This window comes from Natrialba taiwanensis DSM 12281 (assembly GCF_000337595.1).
In the GTDB taxonomy this organism is placed as follows: Archaea; Halobacteriota; Halobacteria; order Halobacteriales; family Natrialbaceae; genus Natrialba; species Natrialba taiwanensis.
In genome coordinates this window covers 182519-201848 of the sequence record NZ_AOIL01000049.1, presented here as the reverse complement: position 1 = coordinate 201848, position 19330 = coordinate 182519, and the positions used below count along the sequence as shown (strand labels likewise).

The 19330-nt window shown below is 65.2% G+C and carries 16 protein-coding genes, 1 tRNA gene and 1 pseudogene (1 of these 18 only partly in view); 11 read left to right on the top strand and 7 right to left on the bottom strand.

What is annotated here, in order from left to right; genetic code table 11:
- Nucleotides 1-6: pseudogene (locus C484_RS13885) on the top strand (hypothetical protein); its annotated part reaches 663 nt to the left of the window's first position; the annotation flags it as partial.
- A 213-nt stretch (nt 7-219) separates the two neighbouring features.
- Here C484_RS13885 and C484_RS13875 read toward each other — a convergent pair.
- Both C484_RS13875 and hmgA read right to left on the bottom strand, forming a co-directional pair.
- Nucleotides 220-1392 (bottom strand): inorganic phosphate transporter, encoded by a 1173-nt coding sequence (locus tag C484_RS13875; RefSeq protein WP_049915462.1) that lies wholly within the window; start codon nt 1390-1392, stop codon nt 220-222.
- 220 nt (nt 1393-1612) lie between these two features.
- Nucleotides 1613-2887: a hydroxymethylglutaryl-CoA reductase (NADPH) gene (gene hmgA, locus C484_RS13870; RefSeq protein WP_006826539.1), complete on the bottom strand. Its 1275-nt coding sequence runs from the start codon at nt 2885-2887 to the stop codon at nt 1613-1615.
- 128 nt (nt 2888-3015) lie between these two features.
- On the opposite strand from hmgA, the gene C484_RS13865 reads away from it, so the two are divergent.
- The 4 genes from C484_RS13865 (at nt 3016) to C484_RS13850 (ending at nt 8029) form a co-directional block, all read left to right on the top strand.
- Entirely contained in the window at nt 3016-4674 is a 1659-nt protein-coding gene (locus tag C484_RS13865; RefSeq protein ID WP_006826538.1) for an amidohydrolase, read from the top strand.
- 101 nt (nt 4675-4775) lie between these two features.
- Nucleotides 4776-6005, top strand: coding sequence for an ABC transporter permease (locus C484_RS13860; RefSeq protein ID WP_006826537.1), 1230 nt, complete (start codon nt 4776-4778; stop codon nt 6003-6005).
- A gap of 88 nt (nt 6006-6093) precedes the next feature.
- Nucleotides 6094-6852, top strand: a complete 759-nt coding sequence (locus C484_RS13855; RefSeq protein WP_006826536.1) for a GIDE domain-containing protein — start codon at nt 6094-6096, stop codon at nt 6850-6852.
- Between the two features lie 193 nt (nt 6853-7045).
- On the top strand, nt 7046-8029 hold the full coding sequence (locus C484_RS13850) for an LLM class flavin-dependent oxidoreductase (protein WP_006826535.1): 984 nt from the start codon (nt 7046-7048) through the stop codon (nt 8027-8029).
- A gap of 111 nt (nt 8030-8140) precedes the next feature.
- Here C484_RS13850 and gfo6 read toward each other — a convergent pair whose 3' ends face one another.
- The gene (gene gfo6, locus C484_RS13845; protein WP_006826534.1) at nt 8141-9226 is read right to left on the bottom strand and encodes a D-xylose 1-dehydrogenase Gfo6; all 1086 of its coding nucleotides are present in this window, start codon (nt 9224-9226) and stop codon (nt 8141-8143) included.
- Between the two features lie 208 nt (nt 9227-9434).
- Between gfo6 and nadA the strand changes: the two genes are divergently transcribed.
- The 6 genes from nadA to C484_RS13815 all read left to right on the top strand — a co-directional run bounded on the left by nadA (nt 9435) and on the right by C484_RS13815 (nt 16949).
- Nucleotides 9435-10568: a quinolinate synthase NadA gene (gene nadA, locus C484_RS13840; protein ID WP_006826533.1), complete on the top strand. Its 1134-nt coding sequence runs from the start codon at nt 9435-9437 to the stop codon at nt 10566-10568.
- Between the two features lie 11 nt (nt 10569-10579).
- Complete coding sequence (locus tag C484_RS13835) at nt 10580-12097, top strand: L-aspartate oxidase (RefSeq protein WP_006826532.1); 1518 nt, start codon at nt 10580-10582, stop codon at nt 12095-12097.
- A 6-nt stretch (nt 12098-12103) separates the two neighbouring features.
- On the top strand, nt 12104-12919 hold the full coding sequence (gene nadC / locus C484_RS13830) for a carboxylating nicotinate-nucleotide diphosphorylase (protein ID WP_006826531.1): 816 nt from the start codon (nt 12104-12106) through the stop codon (nt 12917-12919).
- A gap of 259 nt (nt 12920-13178) precedes the next feature.
- Nucleotides 13179-14381, top strand: a complete 1203-nt coding sequence (locus C484_RS13825; RefSeq protein WP_006826530.1) for an ATP-binding cassette domain-containing protein — start codon at nt 13179-13181, stop codon at nt 14379-14381.
- Entirely contained in the window at nt 14378-15256 is an 879-nt protein-coding gene (locus C484_RS13820; RefSeq protein ID WP_006826529.1) for an ABC transporter permease, read from the top strand. The genes C484_RS13825 and C484_RS13820 overlap by 4 nt, the downstream gene beginning before the upstream one ends.
- A 214-nt stretch (nt 15257-15470) precedes the next feature.
- Nucleotides 15471-16949, top strand: a complete 1479-nt coding sequence (locus C484_RS13815) for an aldehyde dehydrogenase family protein (RefSeq protein ID WP_006826528.1) — start codon at nt 15471-15473, stop codon at nt 16947-16949.
- A gap of 248 nt (nt 16950-17197) precedes the next feature.
- Here the strand turns inward: C484_RS13815 and C484_RS13810 are convergent.
- The 4 genes from C484_RS13810 to C484_RS13795 form a co-directional block, all read right to left on the bottom strand.
- Nucleotides 17198-17281: transfer RNA gene (locus C484_RS13810), tRNA-Leu, on the bottom strand.
- A gap of 88 nt (nt 17282-17369) precedes the next feature.
- A complete protein-coding gene (locus C484_RS13805; protein ID WP_006826527.1) occupies nt 17370-17723 on the bottom strand; it encodes a ferredoxin in 354 nt (117 codons plus the stop codon).
- A 122-nt stretch (nt 17724-17845) separates the two neighbouring features.
- Nucleotides 17846-18241, bottom strand: coding sequence for a hypothetical protein (locus tag C484_RS13800; RefSeq protein WP_006826526.1), 396 nt, complete (start codon nt 18239-18241; stop codon nt 17846-17848).
- Nucleotides 18242-18291: 50 nt separating this feature from the next.
- A complete protein-coding gene (locus C484_RS13795; RefSeq protein ID WP_006826525.1) occupies nt 18292-19251 on the bottom strand; it encodes an oxidoreductase in 960 nt (319 codons plus the stop codon).
- Nucleotides 19252-19330 lie beyond the last annotated feature (79 nt).

Sequence of the window (19330 nt, the reverse complement as noted above, 5' to 3'; positions counted from 1 at the left end):
TCGTGAAATCACTCTCACTGCTGCCGTTTACAACGTCGAACAAGCCGTCAAACAGTGAAACCCGCTGCCCTCTGCGGATTCAATGAAGCCGTTTGCACCGATCGGACGAAAGGTGTGCGATCGGGTGTGCATTGACTTTCAGGGGTTAGTCGGCGTTCTATGCGCTACAACAGACCCGGTCTGCCGTACCGAACGACGGTTTGGCAACCATCGCTTCGGCTATCCACCAATCGGGAGGACAGCGAAAAACGCGTACGAAAGTCCCGCCGAAACACACGGACCAAGTATCCACACCGAGGTGAACTTCGCGACGGACCCCGGATCGAACAGTTCGGTCGCGCTCGTTGCCGCTTGTTCGTTTCGGGCTATAGTTGGTGGGTGGTTTTCGGTCGCTTTCTCGGCGACCACTCCTGTTTTGACTGACTCGGTAGCGTTAGTCTGATTCCCACGAAGCTCGCCGTATTCGACGACTAGCCGACTCGCTCGACCCCAGCCGAGGCCAACAATCGTCATCACGGTTGCCATTACGAGGCTGATCGGGATGCCAATGAAAGAGAGAATACCCGTAATCGTCGCAGCAGTGAGCATGACGAGGACCGCGCTGAGTAACGACATCTCAGTGAGGTCGCTTCCGACCGACTCCATTGTCCGACGAGCAATGGTAAACCCGCCAAGCCCGATTGCAATCGTTCCGATACCGATTGCAGCGTCTCCCCCAACTACCCCATCGCTTACGACTGGTGCGACCACGTTCGGAACGTTACTCGCACCAGCAACGAATGCCATATAGCAGGCAGAAACGAGGACAAGAGCTGTGCCAAGAAGCTCTTGAGCGGTGGTGTTCGGCCCAAGCGCGAGGGTCGGTAGGATTCCATCCCGGTCGATACGTAACAGCGCTCCGCGACTTGTGGTCACGCGAACGCGCCGGTCGAGCGATGGGTAGAGGTATCGTCCGATAACAGCGCCCGCCCAGAAGCTGATAACGGGCGTAACAAGCCACCAGACGACAATCTCTCCCACTACCGCCCATCGAATTGTCCCCGTCGCAAGCCCTAATCCGGCAATTGACCCGACCGTCGTCATTGAGGTCGCAACTGGAACGCCAATGACGTTCGCAAGAAGAATTCCCAACCCAATACACAAGAGAAGGGCACTACCCGATTCGATCGAAATAGAACTCGTGATGATCCCGTTGGAGAGCGTGTCGATAACGTTTCTGCCAATAGTCCACCCACCTAGAAAGACGAAGAAAATCATCGCACCTGCTGCCGTCGTTTTTCTTACCAACCCTGCTTCAACGGCAGGCCCCCACGCGATTCCAGTGGACGATCCACCGATATTGAATCCGACAAACACTGACGCAATAATGCCAATTACGAGGACGAGCGTCATAGCTACGGCACTATTTTACTAACCAGCGTAAAAACTATTTCTAGCTTTTCCGTGACTATTTCATAACTAAGCCATAAGTTATCCACGGGACGGGCCGTTGATGCGCGCACGAGACTACTTGAAACGCAGGGACCCAATAAGAGCGGGAAGCCAGATAACGCTATAGCCGGATAATCATCCGGCAACCGATTCGGCAACATCCATCTTCACGTTCCATTCACTACCGGCCGAGATCCTCGTGTGCACTCGCCAGATGACGCGAGGAAAGCGCCGCGAGCAGGGAGAGTTCACCTGCGAGTGCGCCGACGGCGATGATTTCGGCGAGGGCGTCGGCGTTCGATCCGGCGGGGTCGCCGCCGCCGCGGAGGCCGAGGATGTCGAGGGCTTCGGCCTGCGTCGGGAGTTTCGTCCCGCCGCCGACGGTGCCGACTTCGAGGGAGGCGAGCGAGACAGCGGCGTAGAGGTCGGTGGTGCCGTCCTCGCGCTCACGGCTTCGCCGTTTGTCGGACCGAGGCGACGCTGTCGCCTCGCGGGCCTCCATCGTCGTGATCGCGTTCGCGGCCTCGACGACCTGGGCCTCGTCCTGGCCGGTCGCGAGGAAGGCGGCGGCGACGACGTTAGCCGCGTGGGCGTTGAAACCGAGGCTGCCGGCCTTCGCACTCCCGGTCAGGTTCTTGCGCGTATTGGCCTCGGCGATGGCCTCAGCGGTCGTGTGCAGGCGCTCTTCGACGAGTTCACCTGGAATGACGACGTCGGCGGTGACGGAGCGGCCGCGGCCCTCGACGGCGTTGATGGCGGCGGGCTTTTTGTCGGAACAGAGGTTGCCCGAGACGGCGACGAGCGAGGCGGGCGTCTCGGCTTCGACGAGTTCGCAGGCCTCGCGGGTGGCGATGGTGACCATGTTCATCCCCATCGCGTCCTTGGTGTCGTAGGCGAACCGGAGGTAGACGGAGTCGCCGACGACGTAGGTGTCGACGGCGAGGAGTTCGCCGTGGCTGGTGGTCGATTCGGCGGCCTCCCGGAGCGCGTCGACGTTGTCGTTGACCCATTCGACCGTCTCGGCGGCCTCGGCGACGCCGTCGACGCGGAACACGGGGGCGCGGGTCATGCCGTTCTTCGTCACGCGGGCGTCCGCGCCGTCGGCGTCGCGGATGACCGAGAGGCCGCGGTTGACCGACGCCAGGAGCGCACCCTCGGTCGTCGCCATGGGGAGGTAGTGCTCGCCGTCGGCCGCGCCGCCCGAGACGGGGACGGGACCGACGACGCCCATCGGGATCTGGGCCGCGCCGATCATGTTCTCGATGGTTGACTCGGCCTGCTCGGCGGGGAAGGCGTAATCACCGACAGTGCTGAGGTCGGCGTCGGTTTCGCGTTCGACGAGCAATCGGCGAGCCTCGGCCGCAGTGTCGGGGTCGGCGTGGTCCTCGAGTTCGTGGATGCGGAGGTCGCCGTCCTGCACGCGGTCGGCGAGGGTGTCCGGATCGGTTGCGGTCATGCGTTGGTGGAGACGGCGATGCGTCCTAAGGGTTGCTGATTGTCTGCGCGGCGGTCCGGGGAGCGGAACGGACGATGAACGCCGCTCGAACACCGAGTTCTTTGTCGGCGTGGCCCCTCAGGACGACTATGACCGAAGCCGCCGATCTCTTGCTCACGAACGGGGAGATTCACAGCCTGACCGACCCCGATACCGTCGCGGAGGCCGTCGCGATCCGCGACGGTGAACTCGTCCGTCTCGGCGACACGTACGAAATCGAGTTCCTCGACGGGGTCGAGACGACGGTGATCGATTGCCAAGGGCGGACCGTTCTACCCGGGTTTATCGACGCGCACACGCATCTCGACCACCTGGGCGAGCGACTGGTCCACGCCGATCTCTCGGCCGTTGAGAGCCGGGCAGGAGCCCTTGATGCGCTCGCCGCACAGGCGGATTCCCCGGGGGGTGACGACGAGACCGTGGGCGAACGCAAGCGCGGGGACGAGCCCGACGACTGGCTCCTCGGCTTCGGCTACGACGAGAGCACGTGGGCGGACGCGACGGATTACCTCACGCGCGAGGATCTGGACCGAGTGAGCGATCAGCACCCCGTCGCCGCGTTCCGGGTCGACGTGCACACGGCCTCGCTGAACTCGGTCGCCCTCGACCGACTCCGGGACGACCTCCCCGAGGACGACGTTCGCTTCGCGGACGGCGAGCCGACCGGTGTCGTCGTCGAGGATGCAGTTGGCGTTCTCAGAGACGCGGTCGCCGCCGGCCCCGCAGCAATGGGAGAGATCATCGCGGCCGCCGCCGAGTACGCCGTCTCCCGCGGCGTCACCGGCGTCCACGACATGGTCCAGCGCTCGACGGCCGCCCGCGCCTACCTCGAGCTGGCGGCCGCGGGCGAGCTTCCGCTGCGCGTTCGAATCAACTACTGGAGCGACTACCTCGACGATCTCGCGGCCGTCGGCCTCCCGACGAACGCGGGCGACGAGTTCGTCCGCGTGGGTGCGATCAAGTCCTTCTCCGACGGGAGTTTCGGCGGGGAGACGGCGAAGGTGTTCGAGCCGTACGTCAGCGCGGATGAGGACGCGGCAGCCGTTGATGCCGACGAGAGTGAGGACGGCGCGAGCGACAACGCCAATCGCGGCCAGTGGGTCGTCGACCCCGACGACCTCGCGGCCATCGTCGACCGCGCCGACGCCGCGGACCGCCAGCTTTCGATCCACGCCATCGGCGACGAAGCCATCGAGGAAACCCTCTCGCTGCTCGAAGCGACATCCGACCCGGCCGGGGCGCGCCACCGTATCGAACACGCCGAACTCGCGACCGACGACCAACTCGCTCGCATGGCCGACGCGGGAATCGTCGCCTCGATGCAGCCGAACTTCCACCGCTGGGCGGACAAGGGCGGCCTCTACGAGCAGCGACTCGGCGAGGAGCGCCGGACGCGGACCAACCGGTTCCGCCGAGTTCTCGAGGCGGGCGTCCCGCTCGCGTTCGGGTCGGACTGCATGCCGCTCGACCCGCTGCTGGGGATTCACCACGCCGTCACCGCGGCGACGGCGTCACAGCGGCTCTCGGTCACCGAGGCGATTCGGGCCTACACTCGCGGCGGTGCCGACGCCGGCTTCGACGAGGATCGCCTCGGCACCGTCGCGGTCGGCAAGCGGGCCGATCTCGTCGTGCTCGAGGACTCCCCGTGGGAGCACCCGGATCGGATCGACGAGATCGATGTCGCGATGACAGTCGTCGACGGTGAACTCGTCTTCGACGGCCGCGAAGAGGCGACCGGACTCCAGTAGTACGCTCGCGAGACAGACACCGTCGGCAACCGGTTGAAACCACTAACTGGCTCGTGGCCGTAGCGAGGCGGGATGCGCTCACGCAAGCGCCGGTCCGGACGATGAACCTCCGTGAGAGCCTGCGGATTAGCTGGCGGTCGATCACGTCCCACAAACTCCGGTCGACGCTGACGACCCTCGGCGTGATTATCGGCATCGCGGCGGTGATCACGTTCATGGTCCTCGGCTCCGGCTTCTCCGAGAGTATCGTCGGGGACATCGAGGCCGACCAGGAGCCGGTGATGGTCGTCCAGACCCAATCCGAGCCGGAGAACGGGTTCGGCATTCTGACGGTACAGACCCCGATATACACCGAGAGCGACATCGAGGCGCTCGAAGAGATCGACGGCGTCGAGTTCGTCGCGCCGCAGGGGCCGCTCGACGTGATCCAGACGGGGACCGGCGACGAGCAGGTGACCGGCGTCGTCGACGTACAAGCGACGACGGCCGACTCGTTCGAGTTCTCGACGTTCGTCGACGGCGAGGCCTTCGACGGTGCGGCCGCAAACGAGGCGGTCATCAACGAACAGGCGAGTCAGGCGTTCGAAGAGAACGTCTCGGCCGGCGACGAGATGACGCTCACGTTCGAGGACGGCGAAACGACGACGGTCACGGTGACGGGCGTCACCGAAAGTGAACTCGGCGGACAGACGCCGCCGCAACTCTACCTTCCCGCAGAGGCACATTACACGACGACGATAGAGACGCCCGACGGGGAGACCGAACGCGCGTATCCGTCGCTGCAGGTGGGTGCGGAGAGTCTCGAACGGCTCGATTCGACGCAGGACGCCGTGACCGACTACCTCCGAGACGACTCCCACGCGGCCGAGCTGAAGCAGGACGACGAGGACATCGCGGTCCAGACGATAGAGGATACGATCGACCAGTTCATGGACCTCGTCAATCAGCTGACCGGCTTCGTCGCCGCCGTCGCCGCGATCGCGCTCGTCGTCGGCTCGATCGGCATCGCGAACATCATGATCGTCAGCGTCACCGAACGAACGCGCGAGATCGGCGTCATGAAGTCCGTCGGCGCGACGAGGCGCGACATCATGCAGTTGTTCCTCGTCGAGGCGGTCGTGCTCGGGTTGATCGGTGCCGTCTTCGGGATCGCCCTCGGACTCGGCGTCGGCTACCTCGGCGTCCAACTGGTCGACTGGCCGATGGTCTACCCGGTCGACTGGATCGCCATCGCCGCCGCCGTCGGTATCGGCGTCGGCGTCGTCTCCGGCCTCTATCCGGCCTGGCGAGCCGCCAGGGTCGACCCGATCGAGGCGCTTCGGCGCGAATAGGATCGAGCGTTCGGGCGCGAAACTCGAACCCGGCACGCACCCGGAACCGCTACCGTTATTGTGTCAAGTTGAGAGATCCAACTGAGAGATGCTCGGAACCGCCCTCTTCCTCGTCGGCGTCATCGCCCTCGCATACACCGGGCTGCAGTTACGACCCGCCTACCACGTCTACCGCGGCGATACCACTGACGTGATCGCCGTCGAACGCGCCGAGGAGCCGGTCGAAATCGAGGGCACCGCCAGCGAACTCGACGGGACCGTGACGGCCCCGCTGAGCGAGACGCCGTGTCTCGCCTACGAGTTCGAGGTCGAAGAACTCCAGTCCAGCGGGAAGAACTCGTCGTGGAACACCGTCGACGAGGGGGCCGCCGCCGTCCCGTTCAGACTCGAAGACCGCACGGCGAGCGTCCGCGTCGATCCCGCCGGTGCCGACCTGGCGCTTTCGACCGCGGTCACCGCCGACGTCGACGGCGGCGATCCCGAACCGGAGCCGATCCGCCGGTTCCTCGAAACCGAATCCGACCTCGAATCCGAGAACACCTCCCTCGACCTCGGCGTCGTCGAACTCGCGACGGGAAACGACCGGAAGTACCACGAGCGGCGGCTCGAACCGGGCGATGACGCCTACGTCTTCGGCCGGTCCCGCTACGACGTCGAGGCGCGGGAGACGATGCGCGATATCAGCGCCGTCATCGAGGATCGTCCGGAGTCGCCGGCGTTCGTCGTCTCCGATTCGTCGCAGGACGGGGCGGCCCGCCTGCTCGCGAAACAGTACCTCTCCTGGCTCGCCATTAGCGCGTTCCTGCTCCTCATCGGCGGATGGATGACCGTCGCGATGGTGGCCTGAACGCCGGCAGTGGCGTCACAATCTCCGTGTCTCCGTTCTCCCGTCGCCCAGCATCGGAACGGGCGGATACGTTCCACCTCTCCGAACTCCTGTCGCGGTGAGTTGCTTCGTTGCACTGATACGTCTGACTGGAGAGCGCGGTCGGCTCGTGCGACCAGAGACTCTTTTATCGATACGCGTGTAGCTACCGATCATGAAAATCGGGCTCATGGTAACGTCGTTCGGGGACGTCGATCAGGCGGACGTCGCCGTCCGCGCCGAAGAGCGCGAATACGACGCCGTCTGGGTCGGCGAACTCCGGGGCGCAAGCGGCGTCGTCCAACTCACCGAGATGGCCTGCCGGACCGAGGAGATCGAACTCGGCAGCGCGATTTTGAACGTCTACTCCCGGACGCCGGCCGTCCTCGCGATGACTGCCGCCTCGCTCTCGCGCGCGTCGAACGGCCGGTTCACACTCGGACTGGGGACGAGCACGCCGAAGGCCGTCGAGGACCTGCACGGCCGCTCGTTCGACCGGCCCGTTCGGCGCGCCCACGAGACGATCGAGCTGATCCGGCGGTTTACCGCTGGCGACGGGGACCCCGTCTCCTACGAGGGCCAACTCCTTTCGGCCGCGGACTTTCCCTCGCTCGACGCGCCGGTGCCGATCTACCACGCCGGCCTCGGCCCGGCGAACCGCCGCGTCGTCGGCCGCCTCTGCGACGGCTGGATTCCGCACAACATTCCGTTTTCGCACCTCGACGAGGCGTTCGAGGAAGTCGCGGACGCCGCGCGCGAGCGCGATCGAAACCCGGACGAGATCACGATCGCGCCGTACGTCCCGTCCGCCGTCAGCGAGGACTCCCGAGAGGCGCGCGACACCCTCCGCCAGCACATCGCCTACTACGTCGGCAGCGGAGACGGGTACCGGCGCGCGGTCTCGATGACGTTCCCCGATCAGGCGGAGCGAATCGCCGAAGCGTGGCGGCGAGGCGACACCGGCGAGGCGACGGCGGCGGTGACCGACGAGATGCTCGCCGACCTCGGCGTCGCCGGAACGCCCGAGCACGCCCGCGACCAACTCCGGACGCTCCTCTCGGAGACCGGTATCGACCGTCCGATCATCGTCGTGCCGGAGCCGGCGTCGAGTTCAGTGGCCGAGACGACGATCGATGCACTCGCGCCGGCGCGGTTGTAGCGAGCAGGTGCTGGCGATATCGTCCCGTTGTGTTTTGCTATCCGCCGTTCTACTCGTCCCCCATCTAGTAACGCGCCAGAGATCCTGTTCGGATGGCGTCCGGCAGCCGCCTCACTCGAGGTCGACGCGACAGCCGGTCTCTGCCGATTCGTAGGCCGCCTCGATCACACGGGTGTCGATGAGACCGTCCGCGCCGTCGGGTTCTGGCGTCGCGCCAGTGAGCACGCAGTAGCCGAAGTAATCGAACTCTTCGCGGACCTCGTCGACCGGCGGCCCGGTGTGTTCCATGCGAACATCACCGCTCTCGACGACTATCTCCTGAGGGACGACCCCGCCAAACGGAGATCTGATCGAAATCACGCCGCCGCTTCCAATCAGTTCGAGCCAACTGTTCGCGTGCGCGTCGAAACTCGCGGTACAGGACGCGGTCGCGTCGGTCGGGAACTCGAGTTGGAAGGTGACGTGTTCGTCGACGCCGGTCGAGACGGGATCAGTATTCGAGGCCGTCGTCGCGTACACGCCGGTCGGATCGCGGCCGAGGATGAACCGCGTCGTGTTCAACGGGTAGATGCCAAGGTCGACGAGCACGCCCCCGCCGGCGAGTTCAGGATCGAGCCGCCAGGTATCAGGGCCGGTCGCGGCCAACAGCGGGTGCGAGAATCCGGCGTGGATCTGGACGACATCGCCGATAACGCCCGCGGAGACGAGTTCGCGCGTGCGACGGACGGCGGGTTCGGTCTGGAGGCGGTAGGCCGTCATCAGCGTCACGCCGGCGTCGTCACAGGCGTCGATGATCGTCTGGACGCGATCGGGCGTCGTTTCGAGCGGCTTCTCGCAGATGACGTGCTTGCCGGTGCCGAGGTCGGCTGCAGCGGCCGCGTAGCGCCCGTGTAGCGCGTTCGGCGTTGCGACGTAGACCGCATCGTACGCCTCGGTGTGGGAACCCGCGAGGAAGGCGTCGTAGGTGATGACGTGACCAATATCGAACGTCTGGGCCAATAACCGTCGCTGGTCGGGCGAGCCGGTGACCAGCAGCGTCGACTCGCAGTACTCGCTCTCGGCGATTGCCGGAATCGCCCGGTTTCGCGCGAAGCCGCCGACGCCGACGATTGCGAGCCGAACCGTTCCCTCTACCGGCTCGCGCTCCCAGTCGCGCCGGGTGAACTCGTCGAAGATCCTCTCGAGTTCGAGTTCCATTGTTCGATCGATTACGACGGCCGGTGCCGAAAAGAATCGTGCCGTCGGACGGGAGAGTCTGCGTATCGAACGTGTTACTGCCCGTGATAGACGACGAAGCACTCCGCAATCGTCTCATCAAACGTCTATCGGACACCAATACCAGGTATTGAAGGAAAAACTTATTCAATAGCTCGGTATGTGGCTAGTATACCTACTGGGAGACACAATGGTCACGATGGAAACAACGGAGCTGGAAACCGATCTGAGTCTGTTCAAATATGACTCGCTCGAACAGCTTCCACCACGGTATCGGGATCTCGAAGAGAGCGAACGAACGGAGCGCATCGACGCCGCGCTCGCTGAACTCGGCGACGATGTCGTGATCCTCGGACACAACTACCAGCGGCGCGAAATCGTCGAGCACGCGGACTTCGTCGGCGACTCCTACCAACTTTCGAAGGAAGCCGCCAAAGCCGACGCCGAGTACGTGATCTTCGGCGGCGTGACGTTCATGGCCGAGAGCGCGGACATCATCACCGACGACGATCAGACGGTGATCCTCCCGAGCATGGAGGCCTCCTGTCCGATGGCGGGGATGGCCGAGGCGCTGCAGGTCGACGCCGCCTGGGCCGAAATCACGGCGGCCGCGCCGGACGACGACATCATTCCGATCACGTACATGAACTCCTACGCCGATCTGAAGGCCTTCTGTGCGAGCCAGGGCGGCCTCGTCTGTACCTCCTCGAACGCCCACCGCGCCTTCGAGTGGGCGTTCGACCGCGGCGACAAAGTGCTGTTCCTACCCGACAAGCACCTCGGGGAGAACACCGCCCACCGGCTAGGCATGGAAGACGACATCGCGGAGTGGGACCCCTGGGACCCCGACGGCAAGGATGCCGAGGAAGTCGCAGACAGCGACATCATCCTCTGGGACGGCTACTGTCAGGTCCACGAGCGGTTCCGTACGGATCACATCGACCGGGTTCGCGACGAGCATCCGAACGCGCGGGTCGTCGTCCACCCCGAGTGCCGCCGCGAAGTCGTCGCGGCCGCCGACCGCGTCGGTTCGACGGCGACCATCTGCGACACCGTCGCCACCGCCGATCCTGGCGAGACGTGGGCCATCGGCACCGAAATCCACCTGACGAACCACCTCCAGCGCTGGCATCCCGAGGTGAACGTCCTGCCGCTTTGCGGCGACGCCTGCATGGACTGCAACGCCATGCGCCAGATCGACCCCAACTACCTCACCTGGGTGCTCGAAGAACTCGTCGCCGGCCGCAAACGCAACGTAATCGAAGTCGCGCCCGCCGAAAAAGAACTCGCGACGGTCGCACTCGACCGAATGCTCGACATCTAACGATCGTACCGATGACAGCTACCGACACCCCCGAAACCACGGACGTACTCGTCGTCGGCAGCGGCATCGCCGGCTGTTCGGCCGCCCTCGCAGCGGCCCGTGCGGGTGCCGAAGTCCTGCTCCTGACCAAAGCCGAGCGACCCGACGACGCCAGCACCGACTGGGCGCAAGGCGGCATCTCGACCACCCGCGGCGACCCCGCCGCGCTCAAAGAAGACATCATCGCAGCCAGCGACGACACCGCCGACCCCGACGCCGTCGACGTCCTCATCGAAACCGCCGACGAGGCGGTCGAGGACGTGCTCATCGACACTCTCGGCATCGAGTTCGACGAGACGGCTGCCGGTGAACTCGACTACACCCGCGAGGCGGCCCACTCCGAGCGGCGCATCCTCCACGTCGACGCGGCGACGGGCACCCACATCCTGCGCCCGTTCCTGAACCACGTCGACGATCACGAGCGCATCGAGGTCCGACAGGACACGGCTGCGCTCGAACTGATTACCCACGAAGGCCGCGTTCACGGCGTCGTCAGCGACGAAGACGCAACTGGAACGCCGATCTACGCCGGGACGACGATCCTCGCAACCGGCGGCATCGGCGCGCTCTACAGTCGGTCGACCAACCCCGACGACGCCACCGGCGACGGCATCGCCATGGCCGCACTGGCCGGCGCGGACGTGGCCGACCTCGAGTTCGTCCAGTTCCATCCGACCGCGTACGCAGGCGAAACCCCGTTCCTGCTCTCCGAAGCGCTGCGCGGCGAGGGCGCGCTCCTCCGGAACGCCCACGGCGAGCGCTTCATGCCCGATTACCATCCCGACGCTGAACTCGGGCCGCGGGATGTCGTCGCTCGCGCGGTCGAAGCCGAGCGTGAGGCGACCGGTGAGGTCGTCCTCGACGTGAGCCCGCTCGAGTTCAGCGACGAGTTCCCGGGCATCGCCAAGACGTGTCGCGATCGCGGGATCGACGGCGACGAGATTCCCGTCGCGCCCTGCGAGCATTTCCTCTGTGGCGGCGTTGCGGTCGACGACCGCGGGCGCACGTCGCTCGACCGGCTCTACGCCGTTGGCGAGTGCGCACGGACGGGTGTCCATGGCGCGAACCGACTGGCGAGTACGAGTCTGCTGGAGGGACTGGTTTGGGGGCTGCGGGCCGGCGAGGATGCAGCCACAGCCGGAGCCGAACCCGAGATCGTCGAAGCACCCGACCTGCGCAATCGCGATCCCGACCTTCCCGAGCGCTTCGCCGCCGAGAAGTTCACGCGCCTCCAGCGGACGATGGACGAGTTCCTCGGGCTGGAGCGCGACCCCGACGAAATCGCTCGCGCGGGTGCCGTCCTCCGGCGGCTCAAGGGCGAGGTGGACGCCTACATCCGCACCCGGACGGCGCGGGACCTGTACGAACTCCGGAACGCGAGCGTCGTCGCGCTGCTGATCGCGCGCGCCGCGGGCGAGAATCCGGAGTCGGTGGGGTGTCACTCCGTCGTCGAAGACGAGCCAGCGCCGGAGCAGACGGCGAACGATTGAGCACCGATGATCACCGACGCACAAATCGAGCGCTGGCTCCGCGAGGACGTCGGCCACCACGACGTGACGAACCAGGTCCCCGGCGAGACGACCGGTGAACTCGTCGCCAAGGAGGCCGGCACCGTCGCGGGACTCGAGGCCGCGGCGGCGGTCTTCGAGTTCATCGGCGTGACCGTGACGGACCGACTCGAGACGGGTACACGGGTCGATGCCGGCGACGAACTCCTTGCCGTCGAGGGCGAGGCCCGCGACGTGCTCCGCGGCGAGCGCGTCGCCGTCAACCTCGCCGGCCACGCCTCGGGCATCGCGACGCGAACTCGCCGAGCTGTCGAGGAAGCCCGAACGGAATCCGACGACGTGCGGATCGCCGCGACCAGGAAGACCACGCCCGGCCTGCGCGGACTCGAGAAGCGCGCCGTGGTGGCCGGCGGCGGCGACACCCACCGGCTTGACCTCTCGCACATGGTCATGGTGAAGGACAACCACATTGCGGAGATGGGGCTCGAGGGTGCCGTCGAACACTTTCGCGAGCGGGCCTCGTTCGCGACGAAACTCGACGTGGAGGTCGAGACCGCCGGTGACGCGCCCCGAGCCGCCGAGGCCGGTGCGGATATCGTCCTGCTCGACAACATGTCCCCCGCGGAAACCCGCGAGGCGGTCTCGCTACTCGACGACAAGAGCGTGCTGGCGGAGGCGAGCGGCGGAATCACGCTCGAAACCGTCGCCGACTACGCCGCCACGGGCGTCGACGTGATCTCCATGGGGTCACTTACCAATTCCGCGCCGTCGCTCGACCTGTCGTTTCAGACGGCGAGTGACTGAACTCGATCGGTCGGGAACCGTCTCCGGCCGGCGATTGTGTCGGGGAGCGAAAGTGAATAGATAGGGCCCGTACCTCCCGAATGTAGCGGATTTCAGCGCCTCGTTTTATCACTTTCACTCCGCCTGGCGCAGGTTCATACGTGTGCGAACTGTACTCACATTGAGGAGCGCGTATGAATCGTTCTACCCATCCCAAAACGACGACAGCGGAGTGCTTCGCCCGAAATCGGCCCCGACTCATGGAAACGGAGGGAGTCGGATGACCGAACGCACGTCACCGACGAACGCCGTCGATCGCGAGCGTGACTCGAGTGCCGGCGCGACCTCGACGGTGTCAACCCGCAACGGAGCCGCGTCGGTAACCGGCGACCGGCAACAGGATCGGGGTGCTCGCGGCACGACCAATGAAACCGATCCGACCGATACCGCGACGACAGCGCAGACCGCGACCGAAACGGAACGCGAGCACCCCCTCGCCATCGAAACAACGGGGCTCGTCAAACACTTCGGCGAGACGAAAGCCGTCGACGGCATCGACCTGGCTATCCCGGCCGGTGGCATCTACGGGCTTCTCGGTCCCAACGGGGCCGGCAAGACGACCGTGATTCGCATGCTCGCGACGCTGTTACAACCCGATGCAGGCACGGCGCGAGTGTTCGGACACGACGTTGCGACCGACGGCGACGCAGTCCGTCGTCGCGTGAGCATGACCGGCCAGTTCGCCTCGGTGGACGAGGATCTCACCGGCCGCGAGAACCTCGTCCTCCTGGCTCGCCTGCTCGGCTACTCCCGAGCGCAGGCCGCCGAGCGCACGCATGAACTCATCGATGCCTTCGGGCTGACCGAGGCGGCGACCCGGCAGGTGAAGACCTACTCCGGCGGGATGCGCCGTCGCCTCGATATCGCGGCGAGCATCGTCGTCACGCCGGATCTCCTGTTTCTCGACGAACCGACCACCGGACTCGACCCGCGGAACCGAAACCAGGTCTGGGACATCATCCGCGCGTTGGTCGCCAACGGAACCACGGTGTTGCTAACCACCCAGTACCTGGACGAAGCCGACCAGTTAGCCGACCGGATCGCCGTCATCGACGAGGGACGGATCATCGCCGAGGGCACGCCCGGCGAACTCAAAGCCTCCGTCGGTTCCGGCGTCCTGTCGGTCCGGTTGCGTGACCCCGAGTGCCGCGACGCAGCCAGGGACGTGCTGACCTCAGTCCTCGACGCGCCAGTTGAACTCGAGTCCGATCCGGCGGCCCTCTTCGCTCGGATCGAAGACTCCGATCGCGTCACCCAGGCACTCGACGCGCTCGCAGAATCGCGCATCGAAGTCACCGAGTTCACGCTCGGCCAGCCGAGTCTGGACGAGTTCTTCCTCGAAGTGACCGATCGACAGACGCGCGGTGGTGCGGATCGGGACGCGACGACTGGCGACGAGATGCGTCAGGAGGGGGTCGAATGACCGCCGAACGGTCGCCGACGGCCGCGGATACGGAACTGCACTCGGACCCGGCTGCCGAGCCGGATCCCAACGTCGACACCCTTCACGCGGCGGTGTCGGACAGTCCGCGTCCACCACGGCCGAGTGCGGTGTCGGCCTCGCTCACGTTCGGCTGGCGGGCGCTCCTGAAGATCAAGCACGTCCCCGAGCAACTGTTCGACGTGACCGTCTTCCCGATCATGTTCCTCCTGCTGTTTACCTACCTGTTCGGCGGCGCGCTCGCCGGTTCGACGAGCGCGTATCTCCAGGAGCTCTTGCCGGGAATCCTGGCCATGACGGTCGTGTTCATCACGATCTACACCGGCGTCACGCTGAACGACGACATCGACGAGGGCGTCTTCGATCGCTTCCGAACGATGCCGGTCTGGCAGCCGTCGGTCATCGTCGGTGCCCTGCTCGGGGACGCCGTTCGGTACACGATCGCCTCGACGATGGTCATCGGACTCGGCCTGCTGCTCGGGTTCCGTCCGGAGGGCGGCGCAATCGGCGTGATTTCGGCAGTCGCGCTCTTGCTGGTGTTCTCGTTTAGCCTATCGTGGATCTGGACGGCGCTCGGGTTCATCATGCGAACGCCGGAGTCGCTCATGGGCGTGAGCATGCTGATCCTGTTCCCGCTTACGTTCATCAGCAACGTCTTCGTCGATCCGCGGACGATGCCCGGGTGGCTCGAGGCATTCGTCTCGATCAACCCCGTCAGTCACCTGGTCACGGCGATGCGCGGGCTGATGCACGGTACCGCCACGGCTGGGGATGTTATCATCGTTCTCGGGCTCTCTGCGGTGTTCGTCGTCGTCTTCGGTCCCGCGACGATGTACCTCTTTCACGCTCAGCAGTAGCGGTCGCCATCCGTTCGGCTGTGAACGGTGGTGACTGCGATTACCGGTTCGCTCGTGACTGTTGCTGTCCGCTATGGGCCGCTCGCGCGGCAGTCACCGAACGCGAGCGACTCTCTGCAGGTCGAACGGATCGAGTGTTTGCCGTACCCGAACGAAGTGCACGGTTGCAATTGCTGGTTGCTCGCTTTTCGGACCTGGTAGCAAACCACACTCCATGACGGAACGATCACTGAGTCCCGAATCCGAGTTCGGCTGGAACGCGCTGTATCTCGCCGGCGAGTGGACAGCACCGGGCGACCGCGATTCGATCACAGTTGAGAACCCCTATACGCGCGAGGCGTTCGCGTCCGTTCCCGCCGGGACGCCAGATGACGTCAACCGGGCCTACGAGGCCGCCGCCGAGGCCCAGGAGTCGTGGGCCGAACAGCCGCCACAGGTGCGTGCACAGGTCGTAACCGCAGCCCTCGAGTTCATCCGCGAGAACCGCGAGGAGATCCTGGCGTTGCTCGCCCGCGAGTCCGGGAGCACGCGGGTCAAGGGCAACGCCGAACTCCAGACGGCCCGCGGGATGATGCAGGAGGCGGCGAGTTACCCGTTCCGGATGGCGGGACAGCATTCGGAGTCGATCGTCCCCGGCAAAGAGAACACCGCCGTTCGCGTGCCGGTCGGCGTCGTCGGCGTCATCTCGCCGTGGAACTTCCCGCTGCATCTCTCGATGCGCGCCGTCGCGCCCGCCATCGCAGCCGGGAACGCCGTCGTCCTCAAACCTGCCTCGAACACGCCGGTCACGGGCGGCCTGCTGCTCGCGCGCATCTTCGAAGCTGCCGGGCTTCCCGAGGGCGTGCTCAGCGTGATTCCCGGAGCCGGCTCCGACATCGGCGCTGCGGTCGCCGGCCACGAGATCCCTCGCATGCTCGCGTTCACGGGCTCGACGGAAGTCGGCCAGCACGTCGCCAGCCAGGCCGCCGAAACCTGTGCGCTGCCCGCCCTCGAACTCGGCGGCAACAACGTCCACGTCGTCACCGAGCACGCCGACCTGGACCGGGCCGTCGACGGCGGTGTCTTCGGCTCGTTCCTCCACCAGGGCCAGGCCTGCATCTCGATCAACCGCCATCTCGTCCACGAGGACCTGTACGACGAGTACGTTAAGCGCCTGGCCGACCGCGCGGCAAGTCTCCCCACCGGCGACCCGTCCGACGACGACACCATCATCGGCCCAATCATCGACGAGAGCCAGCGCGACCAGATCGTCGAGTACATCGACGACTCGATCGAGGCGGGAGCCACGCTCGAAACCGGCGGCGATCACGATGAACTCGTCGTCGAGCCGACAGTGCTTTCTGCCGCCGATAACGACATGGCTGCGGCGGAAAACGAGCACTTCGGCCCCGTCGCTCCCGTGATTCCCTACTCGAGCGACGAGGAGGCGATCGAACTGGCAAACGACACGATCCACGGCCTCTCGGGCTCGGTCCACAGCGAGGATCTCGAGCAGGCCCGCACGATTGCGGACGGGATCGAAACCGGCATGGTCCACATCAACGACCAGCCGCTCAACGACGAACCACACGTCCCCTTCGGCGGCATGAAACAGTCCGGCGTCGGCCGCTACAACGGCGACTCGATCCTCGACGAACTCACGACGACGAAGTGGATCTCGGTCCAGCGCGAGCCGCGGGAGTACCCGTTCTGAGCGCGCTGCTGGCCCGGTGCTCTGCGGTCGACCGGTCGTCGTTGGTGGGACCAACTGCTCCGTGTGACTGGCTTTCTATTCGATTGTCCTGCCTGTGGTCGTTCGCAGGGACAGGGGATGTCTCGTATAACGCGAAGGAAAGAATTTGAACCACGCGAAGGCGTGCTCACTTCGCTGTGCGCGCCTTCTCTCCCTGATTCAAATCCCTCCGTTCGCATACACGACTCTCACCGGCGTTCGAGTCGGCATGCGAGGGAAGGGATTTGAACCCTCGGACCCCTACGGGAGCGGGTCTTAAGCCCACCGCCGTTGGCCTGCTTGGCTACCCTCGCGCAAAAGCGCACTCGGGGATATCCGCCCCGCTACAATGTGCGTTTCGGTGTGCGTCGACCGAATCGCCCGATCGAAACCCGGTCTCGGTTACCAGTCGACGCTCAACGTCCCGTCCCCGTGCGGGTCCGGCGCGATCTCCTCGTCGGTCCGGCGGTCGATGACGTGAATGCAGCCCTCGTCTTTCTTCGCCGGGCAAATCTCGGCAGCGCGAACGTTGTGGTCTAAGTCCGCCTCGTCGATGAAGTAGGTGTTCGGTTTGGCGATACCCGAGGCGAGCGACATCTCCCAGTTGTCGCTGACTTCGGCGCACTTGCCGGCCCCGAAGCACTTGTTGGCCTCGAAGATGATCTTGTAGGGCTTTTCCTCGATCGAGGGCGCATCGGCCGAGCCGACATCGCTCGCGCGCTGGATCTCGCCGCCGTTCTCATCGCCGTCGGTCATTATATAACTGTTCGACTGCGTCACCTTTCGCGTTACGGTTGGATGCCGAACGCGCTTCCGGAACGAGTTCTCGAGCCGCGTCAGGTTCGATCCTGAACTCGTCGCGAGCCCTCTGGGGCGCTTCACCGAGGTCGGGACGCGCGATACCCGGCGACCGACTCGTTCACAAGGTACGCGACTACCGCGAGAGCGATCACTGCGAGTCCAACGGTCCGGAGTTCGAGATCGGTCGATCCGATTGAACTCGAACCGGCATACTGGATCGCTGCACCCGCACCCAGCACGACGACAAGCATGGCGACGTACCGCCATCTCGCTTCGACCGGAATCAGGCCATCCTCGCCGCGGATAGCGAGGACCAAGTGCGCGCCGCCGAGAACGAGCCCGTAGAACAGCAGGAATACCGCGACCGATCCCGGGCCGGTTTCGAGCCCGATAGCGAGATAGTCGGCCAGCACCAGAACGAAAAGACCCGACAGTACCGCCCCGATGTGAACGGTTGTGTCTCGAGAGAGCATACGAATGCTTACCGCGAACTATTCAAAATAGTTATGGAACCACAGGGCGCTCAGGGAGAGGCGCGCTCGGCCGCCGGCCGCGGGAGATCGTACGTAACGCCCGTCAACTCACGCGAAACATCCCAGAGACGGCGAGCCGTTTCACGGTCGTAGGAACGGTCCGAAGAGGCCTGGCGGTCGGGCGTGCCGCGCATATTCGCGAGCCCACCGGGACCGTAGTACGCGCCGCCCTCGGCGTCCGGCGCAGTCCCAGCGTACAACAACGGTAGTGCGCCCCGTTCGGCCGACTGCGCCACCAGCGTATTCATGAGCCTCATTGCGAGCTTTCGAAATCGCTTGCCGCTCTGTTCGGGGCCGCGAATCTGGAGTTGCGTGGCTGCATACCCTGGGTGGACGGCAATGCTCTTCGCGTTCAGGTCCGCGGTAAGTAGCCGGCGCTCGAGTTCATATGCGAACAGCACGTTCGCCAGTTTCGCCTGGCCGTAGGCCTCCCAGCGGTCGTACGACTCCTCGTGGTGCAGGTCGTCGAAGTCGATGTCGCCGCTCTCATGAACGCCGCTGGAGACGGTGACGATGCGCGAATCCGCCTCGTCGTCGAGGTGGAGATTGTCGAGCAGCAAGCCGGTGAGTGCGAAATGGCCGAGGTGATCGACGCCGAACTGCGTCTCGAAGCCGTCCTCGGTCTCCGAGCGCGGAATCGCCATAACGCCGGCGTTATTAACGAGCACGTCGATTCGCTCGTCGCCGAGCCGAGTTGTGAACTCGCGAATAGAGTTGAGGCTTGCGAGGTCGCACTGTTCGACGCGGAGGTCGCCCTCGACGCGCGAGAGGTCGTCGCGAACGTCGTCAGCCGCGGCCTCGCCGCGTTCGACGCTTCGACAGGCCATGATCACGGTTGCACCCTTGCGGGCGAGTTCGCGCGTGGTCTCGAGACCGAGGCCGCTGTTTGCGCCGGTGACGACGAACGTCCGGCCGTACTGGTCGGGGATATCGGCGGCTGTCCAGCCCATAGTATCGGTACGGGTCGAACCATCCTAAAACCGTCTCCGCTCCACGGTGGTGGCGGGAGTCGAGCGGCGGATATGGTAT